This is a genomic window from Achromobacter sp. 77 (assembly GCF_020541125.1).
Lineage (GTDB): Bacteria > Pseudomonadota > Gammaproteobacteria > Burkholderiales > Burkholderiaceae_B > Achromobacter > Achromobacter mucicolens.
Map to the genome: position 1 here is coordinate 3,620,953 of NZ_CP059848.1, position 25,804 is coordinate 3,646,756.

A 25,804-nucleotide genomic window follows, 5' to 3' on the forward strand; every position below is an offset into this window, starting at 1 on the left:
ATCATTATTCCGGATAAGCCCGCATGGCGGCCGGTTGATCGGCCTTGAGCGCATCCAGGATGCGCTTGCCCACGCGGCCGTCCTGCGGCAGGTTCAGGCGCGCCTGCTCCTCGCGCACAGCGTCGCGGGTCTTTCCGCCCGGGATGCCGTCGGCCACGCCGATGTCATGACCGCGTCCGTACAGTTGCTTCTGCAGTTCCTTGATCTGCGCACGCGACAGGCCAGGATCGTCAGTCGGCCACGCCGTGACGAGCGCCGGACCGCCTTGCAGGCGGTTCAGCAGCAGCGACACCGCCAGGCCGTAACGGCGCGACTGGTTGTAGTGCAGGATGGCGTCAAAATTCACGGTGGCCAGGAACACCGGGCCGCGTGCCCCGGTCGGCGCGAAAAGGTACGCCTGCTGGTCATTGCCCGACGGCAGCTTCAGCACCGAGCCGTCGCCCTGCTTGACGCCGGCCTGCGCCCACTGCGCGATCGTGCGGCGATCCTGCGACCCCACGTACTCGGCGTCGGGCTCGGCGGGAATCGCGGCGGCCAGCTCTGCCGGCACGCGCACTTCCACGACGGCGGGCAGACCATGCGTCCATTGCGCGCGGCGCTTGCGCAGGTGGTTGGCGGTGGAAGCCAGCGCGTCGGGCAGCGAGTTGTAGAGGTCGATGCGGCCGTCGCCATCGCCGTCGGCAGCCAGTTCGTAGAACGACGTGGGGATGAATTGCGTCATGCCGAACGCGCCGCTCCAGGACCCGACAAACTTGTCGGCGGGCACGACGCCGTCGCGCAAGAGGCGCACGGACGCGTAGGCGTTCTTTTCCCAGAGCGTCTTGTTTTCGGTGCAGGCGCGCGTCAGCCAGGCATTGAGCACGTCGGTCTTGCCGACCTGGCGGCCATAGTTGGTTTCGATGCCGAAGATGGCGACCAGCGTCGCGGGATCGACCTGATACTGCTGGCTGATGGCGCCCAGCTGCGCGCCGTACTTGCCGAGCACGGCCTTGCCGTCCTGCACGCGCTCGTCGTCGACCGTCTTGGCGATGTAATCCCACCAGCTTTCGCGGCCCTCGGGCTGGCCCTTGGCCGACGCAACGGTCGTGGGCAGCAGCGTGGCGTTGGCCGTGTACTTGTTCCAGTCGGCAACGGTCAGGCCGTTGGCCGTGGCGCCCTTGCGCAGCTTGTCGATGCAGGCCTTGGTGTCGAGTTCGGTGGGGACGATGACCGTCGGTGCGGCGGGCGCGGCGGCCGGGGCGGCGGAGGCAGCGGGCGCGGCGGCGGGCGCAGCGGAAGCAGCAGGTGCTGCCGCCGGCGCAGTAGCGGGCGCAGTAGCCGGCGCGGCATGGGCAGCCGGCGCGGGCGTGTCGTCAAAGCTGCGCTTGGGTTTGAGCGCGGGTTGCGGCTGTTCGGGCGCGGGCGTCTGGATGCGCGATCCGGTGGCAGATCCGGGCGACTGCGCCTGCGCGGCGCCGGCGGCAGCGGCGGTCAGGGCCGCGGCCAGCAGCACGCGCGAAAAGCTGTCGATTCGAGGACGGGAGAAACTCTGGCGCATGGCTTTCCTGAAAAATCGAGGTCAGCCGGGATCGTACCGCGACCAGCGGCCGAAATCGAACGCGGTCCCTGCCCTGCCAGCGGACACCGGCCGATCATTGCGGGGCGGGCGGCGCCTCACGCAACTGCGCCAGGCGTTGCGCGGCCATTTCATACCCTTGAGCCGCGGCGGCCTCGTACCAGCGCAGCGCCTCTTTCATGTCGAAGTGTTCCATGACGAGGCCCTGCAGATATTGCGCGCCCGGATCGCCACGCTGGGCAGCAGCCAGCATCGCCCGGTCGGCCATGCCGTCCTGGCGCGGCGATTCGCCATAGATGTGGGCGTTGCCGCCCTCGATGGTGCCACCCAGTTCGCGCATCGACGGCGGGGTCTGATCGAAGAGCTGACGCCAGAACAGCGCCACGAGCACAACGAACAGCGCGAAGAAAAAGGTCCAGGTGACGATCCGTTTAGCGGTCATGTTTCTCTCAGATAATGGGCAGGCTTGCGCCCGCGGACTTCAGGGATGATCGGTGGCGGGCGCAAACCAGTATTGGAACAAATCGCCGTCATTGGTGTACCAGGGCAGTAGCATGCCGATGCTGTCGGACTCTCGCGCCACCGTCAGCAGCAGCCCGCCCGCGTCCTTGCGCAGGATGGCCACGTGACGCCGCACGCCCATGGACTCATGCTGGCGCCAGTCATGGCGCACGCTGACCCACAGCCGGCCTTGCGTGCATCCGGCAGCCCGCCAGATGGCATTGCCGGGATGCGGGGGTTCGCCCTCGGCTGCCGTGTCGGCGCCTTCCTCTTGCAGGACAAGCTGCGACACCTGACGCGCACCGTGCTCATCGCGCGCCTCTATCTGCCACCCGAGAGCATCCGGGACGAACGAGACGGTTGCGCGGGGCGACGATTTCCATGCGGGCAAACGGGCATCGCGCATGCCCGGCAGATCCAACGGATACGTCAGAAAGCCGCGCAGGTCCTCCAGCAGGAACGCATCGGCACCGCCGGCGCGCCGTTCACCCTGCGCGCGATAGACGCCGGCCAGGTCGGGGCATTGCGCTGGATCCGACGGCAGCACGACCGGCGTGCCTTGCTTGAAGGGCGGCCATTTGACGGCCACGTCGTCGACGCGTGACACGCTGCAACCGGCCAGCGCCGCGGTCAGTAGCGTGACCGCGGCAATCATCGCCGTGCGCCTGCCGCCGCAGGGGCGGCTGCCGTTGCCGGCGCATAGCCCTACGCACTGGCCGCCGCGTATTTTCAACATCAATTCCGCTTCTCCCGTTGCAAGCCGAAGCTGTTGCAGGCCCCCGCACGCGCAGCGGGCCGCCATTCGCCGCCCCCGCGCCGCCAGGCGTCGAACTATATCCCGAATCCTCGCGCGCGTTGCCAAGCGGCCAGCGCGGGAGAATAATCGGCAAATCGCTTCCGCTTCCCCGCGCCATGACACCGTTCCGAGGCAAACTCCGCATCCGGCACCTGGAAATCGTGCTGACCGTCTCAGAATTGGGCAACCTGTCCAAGGCGGCGGCCCAATTGCACAGCACGCAATCGGGCCTGTCGCGCGCCATTGCGGAGATCGAGGAACTGGTGGGCGCGCGGCTCTTCGAGCGCACCGCAAAGGGCACCACCTGCACGCCGCTGGGCGACGCCATGTGCCGCCACGCGCGCCAGCTGCTGACGGGCTTTCGCAAGGCCGAGGTCGACCTGGCCGCCGTTTCGCGCGGCGAGGAAGGCAGCCTGACGGTGGGCTGCTTTTCGATGTTTGCGGGCTGGCCGGTGGCGCAGGCTGCGCGCGACTACCGCGAGGCGCACCCGCGCATCACGCTCACCATCGAGATCGGCACGCACGAACGGCTGATCGAGGACCTGGACGCCGGCGCGCTGGACGTGCTGATCAGCCGTTTCTCCAGCACCGTCAATCCGCAGATCTACCGTTCGACCACCTTGCTCGAGGACGCCGTGGTGCTGGCCTGCGCGCCGCATCATCCGCTGACCCGTCTGCCGGGGGCCACGCTGGCCGATTATGTCGCGTATCCGTGGATCACTGCGCTGCCTGGCAGCCGCATCCGCGGCGAGCTGGAATTGTCCCTGCGCCAGGCCGGTTTGGCGATTCCGGATATGATCGGCGTCCTGTCGCTGGAATTCGGCCGCGAACTGCTGCTGGACGGTCAGTATCTGTGGATGCTGCCCGGCAGCGTTGCGGCCGTCCGGCAGGCGCGCGGCGAACTCACCGTGCTGCCCGCCCGCCCCGCCTTGCGCAAGTCTCCGCTTGCCGCCATCTGGCGCCGCGACCGTCCCAGCACCCGTCAGGCGCGCGCCTTCGCGGCCCAGCTCGAACGCACCATTCTGGCCGATGGCATTGCGCTGGCCGCCTGAGCCGCGCGCGCCCCCCGAACACGCCCCTTTTTCATACCGGAGCACCCATGTACGAATGGCTCAACGCATTGCCCAAGGCGGAATTGCACCTGCATCTGGAGGGCACGCTTGAACCCGAGCTGCTGTTCAAGCTGGCGCAACGCAACGGCGTGGCGCTGCCCTGGCCCGACATCGACGCCCTGCGTGGCGCCTACGACTACAACAACCTCCAGGAATTCCTGGATCTCTATTACCGCGGCGCGGACGTGCTGCGCACCGAGCAGGACTTCTACGACCTGACCTGGGCGTACCTGCTCAAATGCCGCGAGCAGAACGTGGTGCACACGGAACCCTTCTTCGATCCGCAGACGCACACCGACCGCGGCGTGCCTTTCGAGACGGTGTTGAACGGCATCAGCCAGGCGCTGGCCGACGGCGAGAAGCAGCTGGGCGTGACCAGCGGCCTGATCCTGAGCTTCCTGCGCCACCTGCCCGAAGAACAGGCCATGCGCACGCTGGAGCAGGCGCTGCCCTACCGCGATGCGTTCATCGCCGTGGGTCTGGACAGCAGCGAGCAAGGCTTTCCGCCGCGCCTCTTTCAACGCGTGTTCGACCGCGCGCGCGCCGAAGGCCTGCCCGCCGTGGCGCATGCCGGCGAGGAAGGCCCGCCCGAATACATCTGGGAAGCGCTGGATCTGCTCAAGGTCCTGCGCATCGACCACGGCGTGCGCGCGGCCGAGGATCCCGAACTGATCGCCCGCCTGATCGACGAGCAGATTCCGTTGACCGTCTGTCCGCTGTCCAACACCCGGCTGCGCGTGTTCGGCCACATGCGCGAGCACAACATCCTGTCGCTGCTTGATGCCGGCGTGAAGGTCACCGTCAACTCCGACGATCCGGCCTACTTCGGCGGCTATGTCAACGAGAACTTCCACGCGCTCTACGAGCACCTGGGCATGACGCGCGAGCAGGCGCAAGCCCTGGCGGACAACAGCCTGGACGCGCGCATCACCCGGTAGCGCCTTCCAGCCATGCGGGTTGCGCATGGCTCTGTTCGAAACCGGCATGCCCGGCGCGGCACTTTCCTCCCTACCATAGTCCGGCGGCAGCAACGTTTGCCGCCGCTGGACGATGAACAACGAGACAAGGGGCAGGATATGAGTGAACGCGTGAAGGCGGCGCTGCGCAGCGGCACGCTTGCCGGCGTGCGCGACGGCGGCGTGTGCCGCTTCGGCGCCATTCCCTATGCGCAGGCGCCTGTGGGCGAACTGCGATTTGCGCCGCCGCAGCCGGCCAGCTGGCGGGGTGAACTCGACGCCACGGGACTGGGCGCCGTGGCGCCGCAATTGCCCTCGCGCCTGCGCGGCGCCATGGGCGACTTCGATGCCGAGCAATCCGAAGACTGCCTGCACCTGACGGTGTGGACCCCGGCCGCGGACGGCAAGCGCCGTCCCGTCGTGGTCTGGCTGCACGGCGGCGCCTGGCAAAGCGGCGGCGGCGCGCTGGACTGGTACGACGGCTCGCGCCTGGCGCAACGGGGCGACGTGGTCGTCGTGGCCGTCAACTACCGGTTGGCCGCGCTTGGCTGGCTGTACGTGCCGGGGCATACGGCCAATGCCGGGCTGCTGGACCAGGAGATGGCGATCGGCTGGGTGCTGGCCAATATCGAAGACCTGGGCGGCGACCCCGAGCGCGTCACGGTGATGGGGCAATCGGCGGGCGCCTCGTCGATCTGCGCCATGCTGACGCGCCAGCCGCGCTTCTCGCGCGCCATCCTGCAGAGCGCCGCGCTGGGCCGCGGCTTTCGCAGTGCGGCGCAGGGCGAAGCCTTGGGACAGGTCTATCTGCGCGCGGCCGGGGCCGAATCGCTTTCCGCGGCCCGGAAATTGCCGGTGTCCGCGCTGCTGGCTGCCCAACAAGCACCCGAGGTGGCGCAGGCATTGCAGGCCGAAGGCAGCAGCCGCAGCCTGTTTTCACCGGTGCTCGATGGCCAGGTGCTGCCGCTGGACATTGCCCCCGCGCTGATGACCGCCGCGGGCCGCGCAGACGTGCTGGTCTGCTACACGCGCGACGAGATGGCCGCCTTTCCAGACCACGGCACCGACGCTGCCAGCCAGCAGATGGGCGACGCCGTGTTCGGCGCGCCATCGCGGCAGTGGGCCGGGCACGCCGCCGCGCAAGGCCGCGACGCCTGGCTGGCGCGCTTTGACGTCGCACCGACGGATCGCTTTGGCGCGTGCCATTGCATCGAGCTGCCTTTCGTGTTCGACACCCTGCAAGCCTTTACCGGGGCGCCCATGCTGGCCGGTCTGCCTGCCGCGCATGCAGAGCAGCTTGCGCGCCAGACGCAGACCGCCTGGCTGGCCTTCATCCGGTGCGATGCGCCGGCCTGGCCGCAAGCGCCGCACATGCAGATCCTGGCCTGAGCCCGCCACGCCACCCGCCATGCCGCATCTGGCGCCGGGCTTGCCCCCGCGCCTTGCACACCAACAACACAAGGGGAATTCCATGTTCAAGCAATGCCTTCTTGCGATGGCGCTCGCGCTGCCGCTTGCCGCCACCGCCGCCTATCCCGAAAAACCGGTCAAGATCATCGTTTCCAATCCGCCGGGCGGTCCGGTCGACGTCATGCTGCGCGTCCTGGCGAGCAAGCTGGGCGCGGCCTGGGGCCAGCCCGTCGTCGTGGAGAACAAGCCGGGCGCCTCGGGCATCATCAGCACCGGCGCGCTGGTCAAGTCCGCTCCCGACGGCTACACGTTGGGCATGGTGGTCGCTTCTTCGGTGACCATCGTGCCGTTTGCCGTCGATAGCCTGCCGTTCGACACGCAAAAGGACCTGCAGCCCATTTCGCTGGTGGCGCGCACGCCGTTCATCTTCATCGTGCCCAAAGACAGCCCGCTCAAAACCTGGGAAGACTTCGTGCGCGAAAGCCGGGCGCGCAACCTGAGCGTGGGATCGTTCTCGATCGGCACCGCATTCCACCTGGTCTGGGAACAGACCGCGCGGCGCGCGGGCATCAAGGCGCTGTACGTTCCCTCGTCATCGTCCGGCAAGACCCAGAACGACCTGATCGGCGGACAGCTGGACGTGGGCCTGGACGCACCGTCCAGTTCGAAGGGGCTGATCGACAGCGGACGGTTGCGGGCATTGGCGATCACCAGCCCGCAACGCTTCGGCGGTCTGCCGGACACGCCCACACTGAAGGAGTCCGGCCTGGACTACGCGCCGCAGCCGTGGATCGGCCTGATGGGGCCGGCAGGCATTCCGAAGGACCGTGTCGCGCAGATCCAGAAGGCGGTCAGCGACATCCTGAAGGATCCCGCCATGCAGGCCCAGATGCAGACCCTGGGCATGATCCCCATCGGCAGCACGCCCGACGAACTGGCCGCGACAATCCAGGCCGACCGCGCCGAGATGGGTCCGCTCATCAAGGAGCTGGGGATCAAGCTGCAATAGCGCGGGCAAAGCCGCGGCGGCTTGCGTGGGGCGCGGGGCCGGCGTGGTTACGCGGCCTTGCGGGCATCCCGCATTGACGCGTCGCCAGCCGGTGGCTACAGTGGCCGGCAGCCTTGCGGCGCGCTGCCGGCCGCATTCCCGAACCACCCGCAGTCCTGCCGCGGGTCCAACTTTTTCGGATACCCATGAACAGCTACCGCGTCGGCATCGCCGGCTTCGGCGCCATCGGCCAGGCCGTGGCGCAATCCCTCGATGCCGGCCTGCCCGGCCTGACGCTCGCCGCCGTCGCCGTGCGCGATCCCAGCGCCCCGCCCGCCTTCTCGTGGAAAGACGGCGCGCCCGCCTTCACCACCATCGACGGCCTTGCCGACCATTGCGACGTGGTCGTGGAATGCGCGCCCGCGGCCGTGTTCCGCAACATCGCCGAACCGGTATTGCGCGCCGGCAAGAAGATGGTGGTGCTCAGTTCGGGCGCCCTGCTGCGCCACGAAGACCTCATCGACATCGCGCGCCAGCACGGCGGCCAGGTCATCGTGCCGTCGGGCGCCATTCTGGGGCTGGACGCCATCACCGCCGCTGCCGAAGGCGTCATCCATTCCGTCACGATGATCACCCGCAAGCCGGTGCGCGGCCTGCTGGGCGCGCCCTACCTGACCGACAACAACATCGACATCGAAGGCATCACCGAGCCTCGCCTCATCTTCCGCGGCTCGCCGCGCGAGGCCGCCGTGGGCTTTCCGGCCAACCTCAACGTGGCTGTCAGCGTGTCGCTGGCGGGCATCGGCCCGGATCGCACCACGCTGGAAATCTGGGCCGATCCCTCGCTCGATCGCAACCTGCACCGCGTCGAGGTCGTGTCCGACTCCGCATCGTTCTCGATGGAAATCCAGAACATCCCGTCGGCCAATCCCAAGACCGGACGCATCACCGCGCAAAGCGTGATCGCCGCACTGCGCAAGCTCACCGGACCGCTGCGCGTCGGCACCTGAGGCCCCTCCTTTAAGCCGCCGCCCGCCGCAACGCGTCGCCGTGGCGCGACGCCGGCATGGGCCCGACCTGCCAGCGGCCCGTTCCGTCCAGGTCCAGCCGTTGGGTATGGAACGCATCCAACGTGCTGCGATGGCCCACGCTGACCAGCATGCTGTCCGGCAACGCCTCGCGCAGCAGGCTGTACAGCATGTGCTCCAGCCCTTCGTCCGTGGCCGACGTGGCCTCGTCCAGAAACACCAGCGCGGGCCGGTTGTACAGCACGCGGGCGAACGCAATGCGCTGCTGCTCGCCCAACGACAGCACGCGTGACCAGTCGTGCACCTCATCGAGCCGGCCGGCCATATGCCCCAGGTTGACCTGCCGCAACGCATCGGCCAGCCGCGCGTCGTCGGCCGGTTGCGCCAGCCCCGGATACGCCACCGCGCCGCGCAGGTCGCCCAGCGGCAGATACGGACGCTGCGACAGGAACAGCGCTGACGCGCCCTGCGGCCGCCGCACCACGCCGTGGGCATACGGCCATAGTCCGGCCAGGGCGCGCAGCAAGGTGGTCTTGCCGCTGCCCGACGGCCCCTTGATCAGCAGGGCTTGTCCGGGGTGCAGGCGCAGATTCAGGTTGTCCAGCAGACAGGCGCCATCCGGGCGCGACACATCCAGGCCCTCGATCTCCAGGCCATCGGGCAGCGTCTGGGTCTGCACCTGCGGCAGCGCACGCGCGGCCTCGTTGGCATCCAGGAATCCATTCAGACGATCCAGCGTCGCGCGGTACTGGGCGAACGTGTCGTAGGAACTGCGAAAGAACGACAGCGATTCCTGCACCTGCCCGAAAGCCTGCGAGGTCTGCATGACATCGCCCAGCTTGATTGCCCCGCTGAAAAAGCGCGGCGCCTGCAGGATGAACGGAAACACCACGGCGATCTGGCTGACCGACAGGTTGAAGCCATCGAACTTCAGGCCCCGGTATACGCGCGCCCACAGGTTGGCGATGTAGGACGTGAAGCGCGTCCACAACGTCGCCCGCTCCACTTCCTCGCCCTGATAGAACGCAACGTTCTCGGCGTTCTCGCGCAGTCGAACCAGCGCATAACGGAAGTTGGCCGTCAGGCGCTCGGACAGGAAGTTCAGCTTGATGAGCGGGCGGCCGATCTTGAACGCCAGCCACGTCGCGACGATGACGTACAGATAAACCACGAACACCATGGCGCGCGGAATCTCCACGCCGCTCAGCGTCAGCGGACCCGACAACCCCCAAAGGATTGCCGTAAAAGCCACCAACGACACGATCGCGCTGATCGCGCCGATCGCCAGCGTGCGCGACCCCGTCACGAATTGCGCGATGTCCTGTTCGATGCGTTGGTCGGGGTTGTCGACGGGTTCAGCCAGGAAGTGGCCGCGGTAGTAGGCGCCCGCGCCCAGCCAGTCGCGCGTCAGCCGTTCGTTCAACCACACGCGCCAATGAATGTCGAAGGCCTGGCCCACGTAGCTGTCGGCCAGGCTGCGCACCACATGCACGGTGGCCAGCACCGCGAAAATCCCCAGGAAGTGCCAGAACACCGACTGGTCCAGCGCCTGCAAGGCACTGTAGAAGCCGTTGTACCAGAACGAAAACAGCACGGTCATGCGCACCGCGAACATCGCCAGGAACAGCAGCAAGGCCAGGGTGAGCATCGGGCGCCAACTGCGCCGGGGCGTCAGGTACGGCCAGGCCAGCCGCCAGAACTTCCGGCCCCAGACCGTGGTGCGCGTCAGGATCAGGGTGACCACCGCCAGCGCCACGGCGGAAATGCCGAACGCGCGCGCAAGCCACAGGGCGCTTTCTGCAAGTTGCTGCTGCCAATTCAGATCCATGAGCCCGGAACCTCGCAATGACGTTCCTGGTTAGACGTCCGGATCCGGCGCAGTTCCGGCAAAACTGTCGCTTTAAGCCTGGCTTAAGCCACTTCCAAGGACATTGAAGGCACGTTGAAAGTCGAGACGCGATTTCATCAAGTTGGACCGAGGTCCAGGTTGGCGAACAGGTCCGCCAGCGTGGGCACGCTGCGCGCGGGCCATATCGCGCTCAGGTCGAAACTGGGCAGGCGCTCGCCGTCGCGCACCTCGCAAAAGCGCACGCCGCGAAAATCCATGGACCGTATCCAGCTGGGCAGCAAGGCCACGCCGCAGCCGCCCGCTACGCACGACAGCACCGTCAACGTGCGGCTGGCCTCCTGGTTGACGTGCGCGTCGTGTCCCCCTTTGCGCATGGCATCCAGGATGTCCGCATAAAATGCCGGCAACTGTGACTGCGGGTACATCACCAGGCCGGCCTGTGCGATCTGCGCCATCGACACCTGACCGTCGGGCGGCACCTCGAACTCGTCGGGCACGGCGGCCACCAGCCGGTCCCGTAGCAACTGGCGCTCGCGCATGCGGCCGCCCACGGCCACGGGTGTATGCATCAGGCCGATATCGATCTCGCCCGTCTGCAAGGCCTCGGCCTGTTCGGCGTTGCTCATTTCACGCAGGATGATGCGCACGCCCGGCGCCTGCTGGCGCATCTGGCGCAGCGCGCGCGGCAACGTGTCAAAGAGCGCGGAGGACACCAGACCGACCGTCAGTTGCCCAGCGCTCCCCCGCCCGATCTCGCGCGCACGGCGCGCCGCGGCGTCGATGCGCGCCACGCTGGCGCGTACGTCTTCCAGGATGGCCTGCGCGGCGGGGGTAGGCGTCGTGCCCTGACGCGACCGATCGAACAGCCGCACGCCCAGGTCTTTTTCCATGCGCGTCAGCGCCTGGCTCAACGCAGGCTGAGCAATGCCCAGCCAGTCCGAGGCGCGGCTGACGCTGCCGTGGTCCACCACCGCCAGGAAGTACCGAAGGTGCCGGGTTTCCATATTGATCCAATATATATAAAGCGCTTTTCCACAATGGAAAACTATACCTCGACTTCCTAGAATCCCGACTTACAGAACATTACATACTGGCCATGTCGTTCCCGCGAACGCCGTGCCGAATCAGGAGACTGCTTTGCCCTCGCCGCTTCCAGGCGCCGCCGTCGACACCCACGCCCACGTGTTCCACCAAGGTCTCGCCCTGGCCGACACGCGCCGCCACACGCCGGACTACGATGCCACGCTGGCCGAGTATCTGGACTTGCTGGACGCGCACGGCATGAGCCACGGCGTGCTGGTGCAGCCCAGCTTCCTGGGCACGGACAACAGCCATCTGGTTCAAGCGCTGCGCGCGGCGCCCGCCCGGCTGCGCGGCGTGGCCGTGGTGGCGCAGGACATCGCTGAAACCGAATTGCAGGACCTGGCTGCCGCTGGCGTGGTCGGCATCCGGCTGAACCTTGTCGGACTGGACAGCCCCGCATTGCAGACGCCCGCCTGGCAGTCGTTGCTTGCCCGCGTGAATGCGCTGGGGTGGCATGTGGAAATCCATCTGCAGGCCGCGCGCCTGGACGGCGTGATGCCGGCGTTGCTGGCCGCGGACTGCCGGATCGTGGTGGATCATTTTGGCCGCCCGGATCCCGCGCTCGGCGTTTCGGACCCCGGTTTCCAATATCTGCTGCGCCAGGCGGACAGCGGCCGCGTGTGGGTGAAGCTGGCCGCGCCCTACCGCAACTGGGGCGCTGCCGCCTGCGCGGCCTCCGGTCGGTTGGCCACGCAGCAACTGCTGGACGCCTATACCCCCGAACGCCTGATGTGGGGCAGCGACTGGCCCCATACCGAACATCGCCACCTGGCGTCCTATGCCGCGGCCACGCAGTGGCTGGACGCCTGGATCGACGACCCCGCGCAACGGCGCGCCGTGCTTGCCGACACGCCGTTGCAGCTATTCCAATTCAAAGGAGACGCTCCATGACCCCTCTCATCAAACGCCTGGCGCAACGTAGCGCGCTGTTTGCCGCCGCCGGCCTGCTGGCTGGCGCCGCCGGCGTCGCACACGCCGCCTACCCCGAGCGCGCGGTCACGCTGGTGGTGACCTATCCGCCCGGCGGCACCGTGGACGTGGTCGCCCGCCTGATCGGCCCGAAGCTTGCGGCCGAGCTGGGCCAGCCCGTCGTCATCGAAAACCGCGGCGGCGCGGGCGGCATGATCGGCGGCGCCGTCGTCGCCAAGGCCAATCCCGACGGCTACACGCTGATGCTGGACGCCTCCAATCACGCGCAGAATCCCGCGCTGCACAGCAAGATGCAGTTCGACACGCTATCGGCCTTCGCGCCGGTGTCGCTGCTGCTGCGCGTGCCCAACGTGCTGGTCGTGACCCCGTCGTACGAAGTGAAGTCGGTCGCCGACCTCATCAAACTCGGCCAGCCCGATGCCAAGGAGCCGGTGTACTTTGCCTCGGCCGGTCCCGGTTCGGCCCAGCACCTGGCGGGTGAACTGTTCAACCTGCTGGCCAAGACCCAGTTGCAGCACGTCGCGTACAAGGGCGGCGGCCCGGCCATGATCGACGTGATGTCGGGCCAGGTGCCCGTCATGTTCGCCAGCATGGGTTCTGCCTGGCAGCACGTGAAGAACGGCAAGCTGCGCGCCGTCGCCGTTGGCGGACTGGAGCGTTCGAAGACCGCGCCCGCCCTGCCCACCATCGCCGAATCAGGCGTGCCGGGCTACGAAACCTACGAATGGAACGCCGTGTTCGCCCCGGCCGGCACGCCGCCCGCCATCGTGGAACAGGTGTCGCAGGCGCTGGCCAAGGTGCTGAAGGATCCCGCGATCGCCGAACAGCTTGCCGGCATCGGCGCCGAACCCATCGGCTCCACGCCTGCCGAACTGGACACGTTCCGCCGCGCCGAGATCGAAAAGTGGCAGCGCGTCGTCAAGGAAGCGGGCCTGAAACTGGATTGAGTACTGCCGGGCCTGATGGGCCCGGACACCGCGTAGCCGGTTTGCGGCGCTCATGCTGGGCGCCGTTTTTTTTTGTGCCGCGCGGGCGAGGCTATCATGACGCCTTGGACAGCTTTACCGCAGGAACCCGCTGGATGGACAAGATCCGACTCGACAAATGGCTGTGGGCCGCGCGCTTCTACAAGACGCGAAGCCTGGCCTCGCAGGAAATCGGCAAGGGCCGCGTGTTTGTGAACGGACAGCCCGCCAAACCCGCGCGCGAGGTCGGCGCCGGCGACGTCGTCGCTGTCCGCAAGGAAGACCCCGCGCTGCAGGTGCGCGTCGTGGCCGTGAGCGGCGTGCGAGGCCCCGCGCCGGTGGCGCGCCTGCTGTATGAAGAAACGCCCGAGAGCGTGGCCGCCCGCGAGCGCGCCGCCGAAATGCGGCGTCTTGCGCCGGAACCGGCGCTGGGCATCGACGCGGGACGCCCCACCAAGCGCGATCGGCGTCTCATTGACCAGATGCGGGGCAAGTCTTGATGAAGCGCGGCGGCTCGGGCGGCCTGGTCTATTCCACCGAGTCCGGGCGCATGTGCCCGCAATGCCGCCAGCCTGTGGCGCAATGCCAATGCCAGGCGGCCAGCCGCGCGGCCCCGGCGGGCGATGGCGGGGCGCGGGTATCCCGCGAGACCAAGGGCCGCGGCGGCAAGAGCGTGACGCTGGTGCGCGGACTGGCGCTGGCGCCCGACGCCCTGGCCGCGTTGGGCAAGCAACTGCGGACCGCGTGCGGTTCGGGCGGCACCGTCAAGGACGGCGTGATCGAGGTGCAGGGCGACCACTGCGACCGCATCATCGACGCGCTCACGAAACAAGGCCACCGCGCCAAGCGCGCGGGCGGCTGAACCGTATCAGGACAGAACAATGGAAATTCCCGTGACGGACGTCGCGAGCTGGCACGCTCATGTGTACTTCGACGCGGCAAGCCGCGATGCCGCGTTCGCCCTGCGCGAACGGATCGTCGCGACGTTTGACGGCCAGATGGAAATGGGACGCTTCCATGAGCGCCCCGTGGGCCCGCATCCGCAATGGAGCTACCAGATCGCCTTCGGTCCGCAGCATCTGGCCGAGATATCCACCTGGCTGACACTGAACCACGGCGCGCTGGATGTGTTCATGCATCCGAACACCGGCAATTCGCTGCGCGACCACCGCGACTGCGCCGTATGGATCGGGCGCAGCCACGTGTTGAACCTGGCTGCGCTGGGCGGCTGATCCCCTACAGCGCGCGACCCACGATCAGCGAATCGATCGCCGTCTGCGCGTCGTCGCTCTTGCCGTCGTAGGGCAGGCGGCTCAGCACATAGCGCATGGCGTTCAGGCGTGCGCGCTTCTTGCAGTCGGACTTGACCACGATCCACGGCGCATCGGCGGTATCGGTGTGGGCGAACATGGCTTCCTTGGCGCGCGTGTAATCGTCCCACTTGTCCAGCGACGCCAGGTCCACCGGGCTCAGCTTCCACTGCTTGAGCGGATGCACCTTGCGCTGCTGGAAACGGCGGCGCTGTTCTTCCTGGCTGACCGAAAACCACAACTTGATCAGCGTGATGCCGCTGCTGACGAGGTGGCGCTCGAAATCGGGCGTCTGGCGCAGAAACGCCAGGTACTCGTCCTGCGAGCAGAATCCCATCACGCGCTCGACGCCGGCGCGGTTGTACCAGGACCGATCGAACATGACGATCTCGCCCGCAGTGGGCAGGTGCTGCACGTAGCGCTGGAAGTACCACTGGCCCTTCTCGGTGTCGGACGGCTTTTCCAGGGCGACCACGCGCGCGCCGCGCGGATTCAGGTGTTCCATCATGCGCTTGATGGTGCCGCCCTTGCCTGCCGCGTCGCGCCCTTCGAACAGGATCACGACGCGCTGGCCGGTCGCCTTGACCCACGCCTGCAGCTTCAGCAGTTCGACCTGCAGCTTGTACTTCTGCTTTTCGTAATTGCGGCGCAGCATGCGGTGGCGGTAGGGATAGACGCCCTCGCGCCAATCTCCGGCCAGTTCTTCGTCGGGATTGCGGCGCGCCCCCGGTGACTGCCGGTTGGCATCGAGCAGCGCGCGATGCACGGCCTGCGCGTCATCGGCCGACAGCGCATCGATGACGGTGCGCAGGGCCGCGCGCGCCTCGCCCGGTTCGCCCACCTGGTAGCGGCCGGCGATATCGGCCAGCACCGCCGCGGTCTCCTGCCGCGCCGCATCCTGCCGCGCGGTCACGCGCTTGCTCAGTTCGACGGCGGGCTCGATGGCGGGCTCGGGGGCAGATGCGGCCGCCGGGCGGGCATTCGCCGTGCGCTTGGCCGCGCCCCTGGCCACGGCGGGGCGCTTGACCGGCGCCTCCGGGGCGGCTTCGTCTTGATCGGGAGCCTGCGATATCTTGTCGGTCATTCGTCCTGTCCTTGCTGCGCCAAAAACTTCAACCCTAGCTTGCGTCAGGGTGCGCGAAATTGATCGGGATCAAAGTTTGTAACATTTTTACACTACCCCGGCCCCTTTACACTTCACCCCCCTGTTCCCTCCGATCGCGACACCCATGTGGTCATTCATCAAGCGATGGTTCGCCGGCCCCCCGGCAGCCGAAGACCCCTTGCAGGAAATCGTGCGCTTTGATGACGCCGGGCTGACGCGCTCGGGTGAACTGGCGCGCGCGATGGGCCTGCAGGAATTCTGGCCCTGGCGCGACATTCATGAATTCGGGTTCGTTTTCACGCAGGCGATTTATCCGGACCCGTGGTTCGGCGACTACATGGAAAGCCTGTGGTTCGTCCGCGTGCCCACCGACGGCGGCGGGCTGATGCGGATGGACTTCGACGCGCGCGTGCTGGACATCAATCAGTTGCCCCCCGCCCTGCTCCGCAACCTGCCCGGCCTGGACATGGACGTGTTGCGCGCGGGCCTGGCGACCGCCGAGCGGGGCCTGCGCCACTTCGAGGGCGAAGGCGAGTGGGTGGCCTGGCGGCGCACGGACGCCGCCTCTGCCGACCTGCCCGCCGCTACACGCGATCCAGACCCTGCTTGAGGTCCGCCAGAATGTCCTCGGGCGTTTCCAGCCCCACGGACAGCCGCAGCAATCCTTCGGACAAACCGTAGCGCTCGCGGTCCTCGGCCGAATAGCTGGCGTGGGTCATCGACGCCGGATGCTGGATCAGGGTCTCGGGATCGCCCAGGCTGACCGCAATGCGCGCCAGCTTCAGGCTGTTCAAGAGCGTCTTGCCGGCGGACAACCCGCCCTTCAGCTCGAAGGCCACCAGTCCGCCACCCGCCGCCTGCTGGCGCGCCGCGATGTCCGCGCCCGCCGTGCCGGACAGGCCCGGATAGAACACGTCGGCCACTGCCGGGTGCTCGCGCAGCAGCTTGGCCACCTTCAACGCGGATTCGCTGTGCCGCTGCACGCGCAGCTCCAGCGTCTTGATCCCGCGCAGCACCAGAAAGGCCGTGAACGGCGACAGCGTCGCGCCCGTGAAGTAGCGCAACCCCTGCAACCGGATGGCGTCGATATGCGGCTTGCGGCCCAGCACCGCGCCCGCCAGCAGGTCGCCGTGCCCGCCCAGATACTTGGTGGCCGAATGCAGCACAATGTCCGCGCCGTGCTCGAGCGGCCGCTGCAGCACCGGCGTGGCGAACGTGTTGTCAACGATCGTCAGCAGCCCCTTGCCGCGCGCGATCGCGGAGATGGCCGCAATGTCCACCAGCCGCAGGTTGGGATTGGCGGGCGTCTCGAAGTACACGGCCCGGGTCTTGGGCCCGACGGCGGCGGCCACCGTCTGGGGCTTGGTGAAGTCCGCGAACACGGCCCGCACGCCAAAGCGGGCCAGCCCCTGCGTGAACAGCGTGAAGGCCGTGCCGTAGACAATCTGGTCGACCACGATCTCGTCGCCGCTTTGCAACAGCGAAAACAGGGTGGCCGAGATGGCCGCCATGCCCGAGGCCGTCACCACGCCGGCCTCGGCGCCTTCCAGCGACGCCAGGCGTTCCTCCAGCAGTGCCTGCGTGGGATTGCGCGTGCGGCCGTAGACATAGCCTTGGGCTTCGCCAAGCCGGATCCGGTCAAAGGCCTCGATGCTGTCCTGCGTGTAGGTGGACGTCAGGTACAGCGGTGGCGACAGCGCGCCCTGTTCGTCCAGCGGGTCGTAGCCCAGGTGGATGGCGCGCGTCGCAAAACCGTGTTGCGGGTGGTCGGTCATGTCATTCACTCCTGTCATCGGTGGATGCAGACGCGCATCGCGCCTGCCCTGAAATCGGTTCGCGCCGCCGGCCCGCGGCATTGACGGGGCCCAAGCGAGTCTTTACAGTCAAACGCCGTATCCCCGTTTTCACGCGCCACATGAACGACCCGCAAGCGCCCGCCACGGCTGCCGGCCCGGCCGCTCTGGCCACGGCTCCGCCCGAACCCGGCTGGCTCCTGAAGGCCGCCACCTGTCTGGTCTATTCCGCGATGCTGGCGTGGACGGTCTACAGCAGCCGTCCGGAAACGATGCTGGAGGTTGCGCAACTGGCCTTCGGTGGCGCCATGCTCCTGGGCGCCCTGCTGCTCGTCGTCCTGGGCGTCTTTTCCCTCTGGAAACGCTTTCGCACGCCGCGCAACCGCGTGCGCATCATGCTGGGCGCGGGGGTGTTCCTGCTGGCCGCCGTGGCCGTGCCGCTTGCCGAACGCAGCCACGACAACCGCCAGCGCGACATCGCCAACACCGAAATCCGCAAGGCCATCGACGCGCTGCGCATGCAGGCCGGCGGCGGCTCCGGCGTGCCCGAAGACGTGCCGGCCATCGACCCCTCGCCCAAGGCCACGGGTCCGTACGGCGAAATGGAACGGGCCATGAAAACCGTGGCCGGCGAACGGCTTGCGCAGCATCGCGCCTACCTGCAGGAACTCAAGGAAATCGGCCTGCCCCGGCTCTTTGACGCCGGCCGGCTGGCGCGCGACTCGGGCCTGATCGAAAGCCGCCTGATTCTGGAACAGGCCGAAAAGCTGGTGCCTGCCTACCGCCAGCAAAGCCTGGACGTGCTGGACGAAATGCCCGCGCTGGTGCGCTCGCTGACCATCTCCGAACCTGAAAAGGCAAAGATCCTGCAGGCGCTGACGGACTCGCGGGCGGCAAGCAACGAGAAACTGCGGCGCGTCTGGGACCTGGAAACGCAGATCCTGCACGAGTTCGGGCTGATGATCACGCTGCTCGATGACAACCGCCAGTTCTGGTACGCGGACCGCAACGAATTGAAGTTCGGCCGCAACGCCGACCTGACGCGCTTTCACCAGCACCAGGACACCGTCAACCGGCTGGCCCGCGAGCAGGAACGGCTGGCGACGCAATCCCTGGCGGCCATGCCGCAGGTGCCGCTGCGCTGAACCGGATAAGCGTTCCATCACGCCACGCATGCGCTAGCGTTTGTGGTCGGCGCGGCGCGACAGCCACTCGCCGGTGAACTGCACGATCGACACCAGCGCGATCAGGATCACGATCACCTCGAACATCACCCGCGTCTCGTAGCGTTCGTAGCCGTAGCGGATCGCCAGATCCCCCAACCCGCCCGCACCCACGGCGCCCGCCATGGCAGACGCGTTGATCAGGGCGATCACGCTGACCGTCATGCCGCCGATGATGCCCGGCAAGGCTTCGGGCAGCAGCACATGGCGCACGATGTGCCACCGGCGGCAGCCCATGGCGCGCGCCGCCTCGACCAGGCCGTGGTCCACGTCGTTCAGGCTGACCTGCGCAATGCGCGCAAAGAACGGAATCAGGTTCGCCGACAGCGGCACGATGGCCGCCCACGTGCCCAGCGTCGTGCCTACCAGGAAGCGCGTGAAGGGCAGCATCGCGACCAGCAGGATGATGAAGGGGATGGCGCGGAAGGTATTCACCGTGACCGACAACGCCTTGTTCAAACGCGGACGCGGGTACAGACTGCCCGGCGCGGTGACGGTCAGCACCACCGCCAGCGCCAGGCCGGCGCCTATGGCGATGGCCGCCGAAATGCTGACCATCGTCAGCGTCTGCAGAAATGCCTGCAGGTATTTATCAAGCATCGGTAGCGACATAGCCAAGTACCTTGATCTGATCGGCCACCAGCGCGGCGCGCGCGGCCTCTTCCTGTAATGCGCCCGCGGGCACCGACACCAGCAGGCTGCCTTGCGCGTGGCCACGCAGCCGGTCCAGTCCGCCGTGCAGCAGCGTCGCGCCTGGCCCCATCGCAGCCAGCGCCTGCAGCGACACGCCGTCGGGCCTGCCCTGGCCGGTAAAGCGCAACCGCAGCACCGCAACGCCAGGACGCCCGTGCAGATCGGGCACCAGCCGTGCCGCCAGGTCCGCCGGCAGATCGTGCTGCAACGGCCGCAGCAGCGCGCGCGTGGCATCCGCCTGGGGGTTGCCGAACACGCGCCACACCTCGCCCAGCTCGACCTCGCGGCCGCCATCCAGCACCAGCACGTTGTGGCAGACCTCGCGGATCACGGCCATGTCATGCGTGATCAGCACGACGGTCAGGCCCAGCTTGCGGTTGATGTCCAAAAGGAGCGCCAGGATGGATTGCGTGGTCTCGGGGTCGAGCGCGGACGTCGCCTCGTCGCACAGCAAGACTTCGGGCTCGTGGACCAGCGCGCGCGCAATGCCCACGCGCTGCTTCTGTCCGCCGGACAGCTTTGACGGGTAAACATCGGCCTTGTCCCGCAGGCCTACCATCTCAAGCAGCGCCTCCACCCGCGCCCGCGCGGCAGCCGGCTTCACGCCCGCCACGCGCAGCGGCAGCGCGACGTTTTCGGCCACCGTCTTGGCCGACAGCAGATTGAAGTGCTGGAAGATCATGCCGATGCGGCGGCGCAGGTCCACGAGCGCATCCTCGTCCAGCCTGCCCACGTCCACCCCGTCCACAAACACGCGGCCCGCGCTGGGCCGCTCCAGCATGTTGATCGAACGCAGCAGCGTGGACTTGCCCGCCCCGCTGCGGCCGATGATGCCGAACACCTCGCCGCGCACAATCGAAAACGACACGTCCGACAGCGCCGCAACCGGGCCCGCGGGGCCCTGATACTGCTTCTGCAGGCCCTCGAACACGATGTGCGCGTCGCGCGCCGGCGCTTGCGTGGCGCGCATGGCGTCCTGGGGCAGGGAAAGTTCGCGTTGCATGATCACCTAGAAGACCGGGATCACCGACCCTTCGAACTTCGTCAGGATGAACTGGCGCACTGCTTCGGAGTGATACGCCTTGACCAGCTCGGGCACCCACGGCGCGTCCTTGTCCTGTTCGCGCACCACAATGATGTTCACGTAGGGGTTGTTGTCCTTCTTCTCGACCGCGATGCCGTCGCGCGTGGCGATCAGCCCGGCCTGGTACGCAAAGCTGTTGACGATGGCGGCGGTGTCCACGTCCGGCAGCGATCGCGCCAGCACCACCGATGCGCTTTCCACGAAATCGAACTTCTTGGGATTGGACGTCACGTCGGCCAGCGTGGCTGTCCCGGTCGCCGGATCAAAGCCGTCCTTCAGCGTGATGAGACCCTGGTCGCGCAGGATGACCAGCGCGCGCGTCTGATTGCTGGGATCGTTGGGAATGCCCACCTTCGCGCCGTCCGGCAAGTCCTTGAGCGACTTGTACTTCTTGCTGTAGAACGCGATGGGCGAGATCAGCGTGTTGGCCACCGGCACCAGCTTGTAGCCGCGCTGCTTGATCTGGTCGTTCAGGAAGGGAATGTGCTGGAAGGCGTTTGCCTCGAGATCGCCGTTATTCAGCGCCTCGTTCGGGCTGGCGGTGCCGGTGATGACGACGGGCTCGACGGCCAGGCCATTTTTCTTGGCCACCTGCGCCACCACTTCCCAGATCTGCTCGTCCACGCCCCCGCGCACGCCCACTTTGAGCGGCTTGGGGTCGGCCGAGAAGGCGGGGCCGTGAAACATGGCGGCGGACGCCAGCACCGCACCCAGCAAGCGCTTGAAGATCGGCGCCCATGCGAAACGCACGGGCTGCGCGCTGCCGGAAACGGACGCGTCCGCCGCGGCCTCGGCCGCAAAAGTACGAATAGTCATGATGGAATCGCCTCTGAACCCGTGCAGTGATGAGAGGAGACGATTCTAGGGACGGGGCTTGAGCGCGCGAACGACTTGTTCGTTGAGTCGTTATTACGCGGTTGATTCGATATGGCGCGTTGTCATATCGCAGTCCAGGCATGGCGCCCCCGCCATGCGCCGGACCGGCGGTCAGATGTGCCCGTTCAGAACGGTTTGACCACGACCAGCGTCACGATGGCCGCTGCCGCCAGCACGATGAACGGCGCCTGCAGGTCGATCAGGGGCGGCCGCTTGCCACTGCCGCCGGCCATGCGCCGCAGCGAGGCGCTCTGCATGCCGAGCAAACCGGACAGGCTGATCGCGAAGGCGACCTTGATCCAGATCCAGTTCATCGCAAACCAGCCGAACGTCATGGCCAGGTGCAGTCCGATCAACCAGGTGATGACCATGGCCGGCGTGGTGACGAACAGCGTCCAGCGGCGCAGGACGTGGAGCATCCGGCGTTCCTTGGGCGCGTCGTCGCCGTGCTCGGGCTGCGACGTCAGGAGAAAAAGCGACACGAAGAGCGAGCCCACCAGCCACGCCACGGCGGCCGCCACATGGGCCATTTTCAGGAGTTGGTATGTCATGGGCGGCATTATCGCCGCTCGCGGCCAGCGCGATGCGGCGCGCGGGCCTGCAGTGTTTGCGTTACGGCAAACGCGCCGGCGGTGGATGCGCCGGCGGCAACGGCGTCAATTGCCGGTTTGCGAAGCCGGTGCGGGAGCAGTCGCCCCTTCGGCGGACGAGCCCGTGGCGGCAGGTGCGGCCGCAGGCGATTGTGCGGCGGGCGATCCCGCGGCGGGCGATCCCGCGGCGGGCTCCCCCGAGGCGGGCGTCTTTGCCGCCGGCGTAGGCGTGGCGGGCGCTGTAGCGGGCGCCGGCTTGTCGCCGCCAGCCGCGGCCGGGTTCAGCGTGTCGGCCGGCGCATCCGGCGCCACGACCGGATCGGCCGGCGCCTGGGCCGGGGCTGTGGCGGGAGAAGCCGCCGGCTTTGACGCGGCTCCCTTCGGCCGCGCGGACGGCTCGCGCGGCGCGGCGGCCGCCTTGGCGTCGGGCAGGTACCGCTCCAACAGCTGGAAGAACCCGTCATAGAACTTGGGGCGCGTCACCGTCTGGCTTGCCGTCTTGACCAGCGAGTCGTCGCTGCCGCCAAACGGCATCGAGACCTGGCCCAGCACGCTGACCCCCACGCTGGCCGAGTTGCCCGTGCGCTTGATCGAATAGCGGTCCTGCACGGCATTGGCGAACACGGTGGCGCCTTCGTGCGCGCTGCCGTCGGGCGCGCACTCCACGTTGAAACTGATCTGCGTATGCTGCCCGTCCTCGCCCTCGAAGTTCTTGTGGCCGGTGACGCGCGACGGTTCGTACTTGTCGATGTTGTACCCCTGGCTGAGCAAGGCGCGCCGGCCCGCGTCGCAGGCGGCGCTGCTGGCCGCCGGCACGCTGCGCGAGTAGGTGTCGCTTTGCGCGAAGTCCTCTCGCTCGTAGACGGGCTTGGGGGAAGAACATCCGGCCAGGACGGCCGTCAGGGTGGCGAACAGGGGAAAAACGATACGGCGGGTGGCGCGTGGCATGAGAGGTCCGGCGTGGAGCAACGACGTGCATTATCCGATAAGAAACCCGGCCGTTTATTGGGGACGGAATTGATCGGAGATATGTTGAAACAGGTTCGCATTCCGCCGTTTCCAGGCCAATGGCCGTGTCCCTATATGCGAGGCCGCCTCTGGGAATATCAGGCGTCGTAATTCGTATCGAATTCGATCCGCGGTTCATGACCTGCATGCAACAGGTTTGCCGCGCCAGCGACAGCGACTACGGCAGCAACGACGACAGCGCCATCAACGCGCGCCGGCGGGCGCCAAGGGCTGCTTGTCCACCGCCCCCAGGATTTCCGCCGCCAGACGCACGCGCGCGTCGTTCGGGTAATTGCGGTTGGCCAGAATGACGATGCCGAGCTTGCGCGCGGGCACAAACGCCACGTAGGCCCCAAAGCCGTTGGTGGACCCCGTCTTGTTGATCCAGGTCTGGGCCTGCGGCGCCAGCGGCGGCTGCAGCGCCTGAGCCGGATGGCTCTGGCTGTTCAGCGTGCCGGCGTTGGCCGTCAGCAGCGAATCCAGCGGCACGGGATACGGGAACTGCTCCCACACCATGTCCTGGGTCATTGCGCCCACCTGGTAATAGCCCACGTGGGTGTCCGCAATGGCGCGGCGGATGTCCTTGTCCAGCACGTCCATGTCCATGCTGGCCTCGACGAAGCGCAGCAGGTCGCGCGCGCTGGTTTTCACGCCATAGGCCTCGGCTGCCAGCACGCCTGGATTCACGCGCACCGGCGCGCCCTGCTTGTTGTAGCCCTGCGCGTAGCGCGACGCCTTGGCGGCGGGCACGTCGATGAACGTGCTGGACAGCCCCAGCTTCGGAAAAAGGTCCTTTTCCATCGCCTGGGCAAACGGCTGCTTCAGGCTTGCAGCCGCCACGACACCCAGCATGCCGATGCTGGGATTGGCGTACGAGCGATACGTGCCGGGCGCATGCTCCGGCTTCCAGGCCTTCAGGTATTGCATCAATTGCGCGTTGTCGCGGACCTCGTCAGGCACCTGCAACGGAAAACCGCCCGTCGTGTGCGTCGCCAGGTTCAACAAGGTCAGCTTGGCAAATTCAGTGCCGGCCAACTCGGGCAAAAATCGCGCCGGACTGTCGGTCAACTGCAACAAGCCCTTGGCCTGCGCATACGCGGCAAGCGTCACGGTGAAGGTCTTGCTGATCGAGCCCACTTCAAAGATCGTGTCCCGATTGACGGCGCGCCGCGTCTGCAATGATTCGACGCCATAAGTGTAGAAACGCTGGCGGCCTTGGTGCGTCACGGCGATCACCATGCCCGCGATGTCGTGTTGGCGGATAACCGCGCGGGCCGCCTCGTTCACGACGCTGTCGATGTAGGGCAGCTCGGAGCGCGCGACAGCCGAACTGGGCAGAGCGCCAAGAAAGCCAGCCGCAAGGAGGCTGGCGCAGAAATATCTACGGGTGAACATGCAGCGTTCTCAGGAAGGGGACGGACCGACCGGCGGGACCGGCGGCGCGGCGATGCCGAATCGTACCGCGCCGCGCCTGCCATCAGGCGCCCTTCCCCTGCTGCGGCCGACGGGCAGGTCCGCCGACCGGGACGCCAGCCATCGGCGCCCCGCGTCAGGCCAAGGCCGGCTCGGCACGCGACGGCTGGATCGCATCCCTGTGCACTGTGCCGTCCTGCGCCGCGGCGCACGTATCCTTGCACACCTTACCGTCCTTCATCACCAGGACGATCCGGTCCGGATCCACCAGCAGCGACAGGTCGTCCAACGGGTTGCCGTCCACCATGACGACGTCGGCCATGTAGCCGGGACGCAACATGCCCAGCTCGTCGGGCCGCTGCATGATCTGCCCGCCCAGTCGCGTGGCCGCCACCAAGGCCTCGACCGGCGTCATGCCGATGTAGTCGACGAAGTATTGAAGGTCGTTGGCGTTCGTGCCATGCGGCATCCACGCAAAGCCGTAGTCACCGCCCGGCAGGATGCGTATGCCGCGCTTGTGCATCTTGCGCAGGCTTTCCGAGGCAATCTCCAGCTCGCGCTTGTAGCCCATGCTTTCCGCGATCGCGGGGGTGATCCCGTAATCGGACGCGTGGTAGGCCGTGCGCACCAGCCAGCCGATGCCGGGCGCGACAAAGTGCCTGTCCTTGTTGGCTTCCAGCATGTCCAGCGCTTCGTCGTCCGCGAAGCTGGCGTGATAGACCATCTCGATGCCATGTCGCACGCATTGCTTGACCGACTCGCTGGACCGGGCGTGCGCCGCGATCCGCTTGCCGTAACGCTTGGCCTCGGACGCCAGCATCGCGATTTCATCTTCCGCGAAGGGCGACATCTCGGCCGGCAGGCCCGCGATGTATTCGCCCGACAGATTGATCTTCAGGTGGTCGACGCCGTACTTGATGAACGTGCGGACCGAACGGCGGATTTCCTCCGGGCCGCTGCAGACGCTGCCAAAGCTCAGCTCTTCGAAATGCATATGCGGCAGCGTGTTGTCGCCCAGCGCGCCGATGGTCGTGATCTCCTGGCTGCCGGCAAGATAGCGGGGCCCCGGGCACTCTCCGGCCTCGATTGCATTGCGCAGCACCACGTCCAGCCGCGGCTTGGCCGCCGCGGCGCCGATGGCGGAGGTCCAGCCCATTTCCAGGTAGCGCTTGGCCACGCGCACACACCACAAGATATGTTCCTCGGGCGGCATGAACTGGATGGCGGCCAACGTGGGCTGGTCGTTCCAAGAGAAATGCGTGTGCGCCTCGGTCATGCCTGGCATCAGGAAACGACCCTTGCCGTCGACCATGCGCGCGCCGTCCCGATTGACCCGGCCGGGCAGGCGCGCCACCTCGGCGATGCGCCCGCCATCGATCAGCAACTCGCCGTCAAAGACGTCATCGCCGCTTCCATCAAAGATGACAACGTTGGTAATCGCAATTCTGGACATGAGTGGTCTCCTCCCGGACCGCGCGGGGCCGGAATTTTTTATGAAAAGTATTGATGCGGGTTGGGGGCCGCGGATCTGCCCGG

Annotated in this window: 26 protein-coding genes; 12 read left to right on the top strand and 14 right to left on the bottom strand. The window is 67.3% G+C overall.

The genetic code is table 11. From position 1 onward, the window contains the following. Positions 1-4: 4 nt before the first annotated feature. From H4P35_RS16680 to H4P35_RS16690, 3 genes are all read right to left on the bottom strand, one after another. The gene (locus H4P35_RS16680) at positions 5-1,537 is read right to left on the bottom strand and encodes a lytic murein transglycosylase (RefSeq protein WP_175155845.1); all 1,533 of its coding nucleotides are present in this window, start codon (positions 1,535-1,537) and stop codon (positions 5-7) included. 94 nt (positions 1,538-1,631) lie between these two features. Next, a complete protein-coding gene (locus H4P35_RS16685) occupies positions 1,632-1,997 on the bottom strand; it encodes a hypothetical protein (RefSeq protein ID WP_062839058.1) in 366 nt (121 codons plus the stop codon). Positions 1,998-2,036: 39 nt separating this feature from the next. Then, positions 2,037-2,711 carry a hypothetical protein gene (locus H4P35_RS16690; protein ID WP_226846279.1) on the bottom strand — a complete coding sequence of 225 codons (675 nt, stop codon included), beginning with the start codon at positions 2,709-2,711 and terminating at the stop codon, positions 2,037-2,039. Between the two features lie 257 nt (positions 2,712-2,968). On the opposite strand from H4P35_RS16690, the gene H4P35_RS16695 reads away from it, so the two are divergent. The 5 genes from H4P35_RS16695 to H4P35_RS16715 all read left to right on the top strand — a co-directional run bounded on the left by H4P35_RS16695 (position 2,969) and on the right by H4P35_RS16715 (position 8,328). Beyond that, positions 2,969-3,904, top strand: coding sequence for a LysR family transcriptional regulator (locus tag H4P35_RS16695; protein WP_056324042.1), 936 nt, complete (start codon positions 2,969-2,971; stop codon positions 3,902-3,904). Between the two features lie 47 nt (positions 3,905-3,951). Beyond that, complete coding sequence (locus H4P35_RS16700; RefSeq protein ID WP_226846280.1) at positions 3,952-4,902, top strand: adenosine deaminase; 951 nt, start codon at positions 3,952-3,954, stop codon at positions 4,900-4,902. Positions 4,903-5,040: 138 nt separating this feature from the next. Continuing rightward, positions 5,041-6,309: a carboxylesterase/lipase family protein gene (locus H4P35_RS16705; RefSeq protein WP_226846281.1), complete on the top strand. Its 1,269-nt coding sequence runs from the start codon at positions 5,041-5,043 to the stop codon at positions 6,307-6,309. An 82-nt stretch (positions 6,310-6,391) separates the two neighbouring features. Further along, entirely contained in the window at positions 6,392-7,339 is a 948-nt protein-coding gene (locus H4P35_RS16710; RefSeq protein WP_226846282.1) for a tripartite tricarboxylate transporter substrate binding protein, read from the top strand. Between the two features lie 185 nt (positions 7,340-7,524). Further along, positions 7,525-8,328 carry an aspartate dehydrogenase gene (locus H4P35_RS16715; RefSeq protein WP_056324032.1) on the top strand — a complete coding sequence of 268 codons (804 nt, stop codon included), beginning with the start codon at positions 7,525-7,527 and terminating at the stop codon, positions 8,326-8,328. A 10-nt stretch (positions 8,329-8,338) separates the two neighbouring features. Here the strand turns inward: H4P35_RS16715 and H4P35_RS16720 are convergent, their stop codons facing one another. Beyond that, positions 8,339-10,174 carry an ABC transporter ATP-binding protein/permease gene (locus H4P35_RS16720; protein WP_226846283.1) on the bottom strand — a complete coding sequence of 612 codons (1,836 nt, stop codon included), beginning with the start codon at positions 10,172-10,174 and terminating at the stop codon, positions 8,339-8,341. 137 nt (positions 10,175-10,311) lie between these two features. Further along, on the bottom strand, positions 10,312-11,199 hold the full coding sequence (locus tag H4P35_RS16725; RefSeq protein WP_226846284.1) for a LysR family transcriptional regulator: 888 nt from the start codon (positions 11,197-11,199) through the stop codon (positions 10,312-10,314). 112 nt (positions 11,200-11,311) lie between these two features. Here H4P35_RS16725 and H4P35_RS16730 point away from each other — a divergent pair, with 112 nt between their 5' ends. The 5 genes from H4P35_RS16730 to H4P35_RS16750 all read left to right on the top strand — a co-directional run bounded on the left by H4P35_RS16730 (position 11,312) and on the right by H4P35_RS16750 (position 14,405). After that, positions 11,312-12,169 (top strand): amidohydrolase, encoded by an 858-nt coding sequence (locus tag H4P35_RS16730; RefSeq protein ID WP_370638928.1) that lies wholly within the window; start codon positions 11,312-11,314, stop codon positions 12,167-12,169. Beyond that, positions 12,166-13,155: a tripartite tricarboxylate transporter substrate binding protein gene (locus tag H4P35_RS16735; protein ID WP_226846286.1), complete on the top strand. Its 990-nt coding sequence runs from the start codon at positions 12,166-12,168 to the stop codon at positions 13,153-13,155. The genes H4P35_RS16730 and H4P35_RS16735 overlap by 4 nt, the downstream gene beginning before the upstream one ends. Positions 13,156-13,289: 134 nt before the next feature. Next, entirely contained in the window at positions 13,290-13,673 is a 384-nt protein-coding gene (locus H4P35_RS16740) for an RNA-binding S4 domain-containing protein (RefSeq protein WP_062839065.1), read from the top strand. After that, the gene (locus H4P35_RS16745; protein WP_226849484.1) at positions 13,673-14,035 is read left to right on the top strand and encodes a translation initiation factor Sui1; all 363 of its coding nucleotides are present in this window, start codon (positions 13,673-13,675) and stop codon (positions 14,033-14,035) included. The genes H4P35_RS16740 and H4P35_RS16745 overlap by 1 nt, the downstream gene beginning before the upstream one ends. Positions 14,036-14,054: 19 nt before the next feature. Continuing rightward, complete coding sequence (locus H4P35_RS16750; RefSeq protein WP_226846287.1) at positions 14,055-14,405, top strand: DOPA 4,5-dioxygenase family protein; 351 nt, start codon at positions 14,055-14,057, stop codon at positions 14,403-14,405. A gap of 4 nt (positions 14,406-14,409) precedes the next feature. Here H4P35_RS16750 and ppk2 read toward each other — a convergent pair whose 3' ends face one another. Next, on the bottom strand, positions 14,410-15,567 hold the full coding sequence (gene ppk2 / locus H4P35_RS16755; RefSeq protein WP_226846288.1) for a polyphosphate kinase 2: 1,158 nt from the start codon (positions 15,565-15,567) through the stop codon (positions 14,410-14,412). Between the two features lie 145 nt (positions 15,568-15,712). Here ppk2 and H4P35_RS16760 point away from each other — a divergent pair, with 145 nt between their 5' ends. Then, the gene (locus H4P35_RS16760; protein WP_226846289.1) at positions 15,713-16,198 is read left to right on the top strand and encodes a hypothetical protein; all 486 of its coding nucleotides are present in this window, start codon (positions 15,713-15,715) and stop codon (positions 16,196-16,198) included. On the opposite strand, the gene H4P35_RS16765 is transcribed toward H4P35_RS16760, so the two are convergent. Continuing rightward, positions 16,173-17,363 (bottom strand): PLP-dependent aspartate aminotransferase family protein, encoded by a 1,191-nt coding sequence (locus H4P35_RS16765; protein ID WP_226846290.1) that lies wholly within the window; start codon positions 17,361-17,363, stop codon positions 16,173-16,175. The two genes, H4P35_RS16760 and H4P35_RS16765, sit on opposite strands and share 26 nt — an antisense overlap. A 140-nt stretch (positions 17,364-17,503) precedes the next feature. On the opposite strand from H4P35_RS16765, the gene H4P35_RS16770 reads away from it, so the two are divergent. Continuing rightward, positions 17,504-18,526, top strand: coding sequence for a hypothetical protein (locus tag H4P35_RS16770; protein WP_226846291.1), 1,023 nt, complete (start codon positions 17,504-17,506; stop codon positions 18,524-18,526). Positions 18,527-18,559: 33 nt separating this feature from the next. Here H4P35_RS16770 and H4P35_RS16775 read toward each other — a convergent pair whose 3' ends face one another. From H4P35_RS16775 to H4P35_RS16805, 7 genes are all read right to left on the bottom strand, one after another. After that, positions 18,560-19,216: a methionine ABC transporter permease gene (locus H4P35_RS16775; protein ID WP_226846292.1), complete on the bottom strand. Its 657-nt coding sequence runs from the start codon at positions 19,214-19,216 to the stop codon at positions 18,560-18,562. Further along, complete coding sequence (locus H4P35_RS16780; RefSeq protein ID WP_226846293.1) at positions 19,197-20,300, bottom strand: methionine ABC transporter ATP-binding protein; 1,104 nt, start codon at positions 20,298-20,300, stop codon at positions 19,197-19,199. Before H4P35_RS16780 ends, H4P35_RS16775 begins: the two co-directional genes overlap by 20 nt. A 6-nt stretch (positions 20,301-20,306) precedes the next feature. Further along, positions 20,307-21,068: a MetQ/NlpA family ABC transporter substrate-binding protein gene (locus tag H4P35_RS16785; protein WP_226849485.1), complete on the bottom strand. Its 762-nt coding sequence runs from the start codon at positions 21,066-21,068 to the stop codon at positions 20,307-20,309. A 314-nt stretch (positions 21,069-21,382) separates the two neighbouring features. Next, positions 21,383-21,808, bottom strand: a complete 426-nt coding sequence (locus H4P35_RS16790; protein WP_223576143.1) for a CopD family protein — start codon at positions 21,806-21,808, stop codon at positions 21,383-21,385. Between the two features lie 105 nt (positions 21,809-21,913). Then, positions 21,914-22,795, bottom strand: a complete 882-nt coding sequence (locus tag H4P35_RS16795; protein WP_226846294.1) for a DUF2242 domain-containing protein — start codon at positions 22,793-22,795, stop codon at positions 21,914-21,916. Between the two features lie 264 nt (positions 22,796-23,059). Next, a complete protein-coding gene (gene blaAMZ / locus H4P35_RS16800; protein ID WP_226846295.1) occupies positions 23,060-24,250 on the bottom strand; it encodes an AMZ family class C beta-lactamase in 1,191 nt (396 codons plus the stop codon). A gap of 154 nt (positions 24,251-24,404) precedes the next feature. After that, positions 24,405-25,721: an amidohydrolase family protein gene (locus tag H4P35_RS16805; RefSeq protein WP_056323992.1), complete on the bottom strand. Its 1,317-nt coding sequence runs from the start codon at positions 25,719-25,721 to the stop codon at positions 24,405-24,407. Between the last annotated feature and the right edge of the window lie 83 nt (positions 25,722-25,804).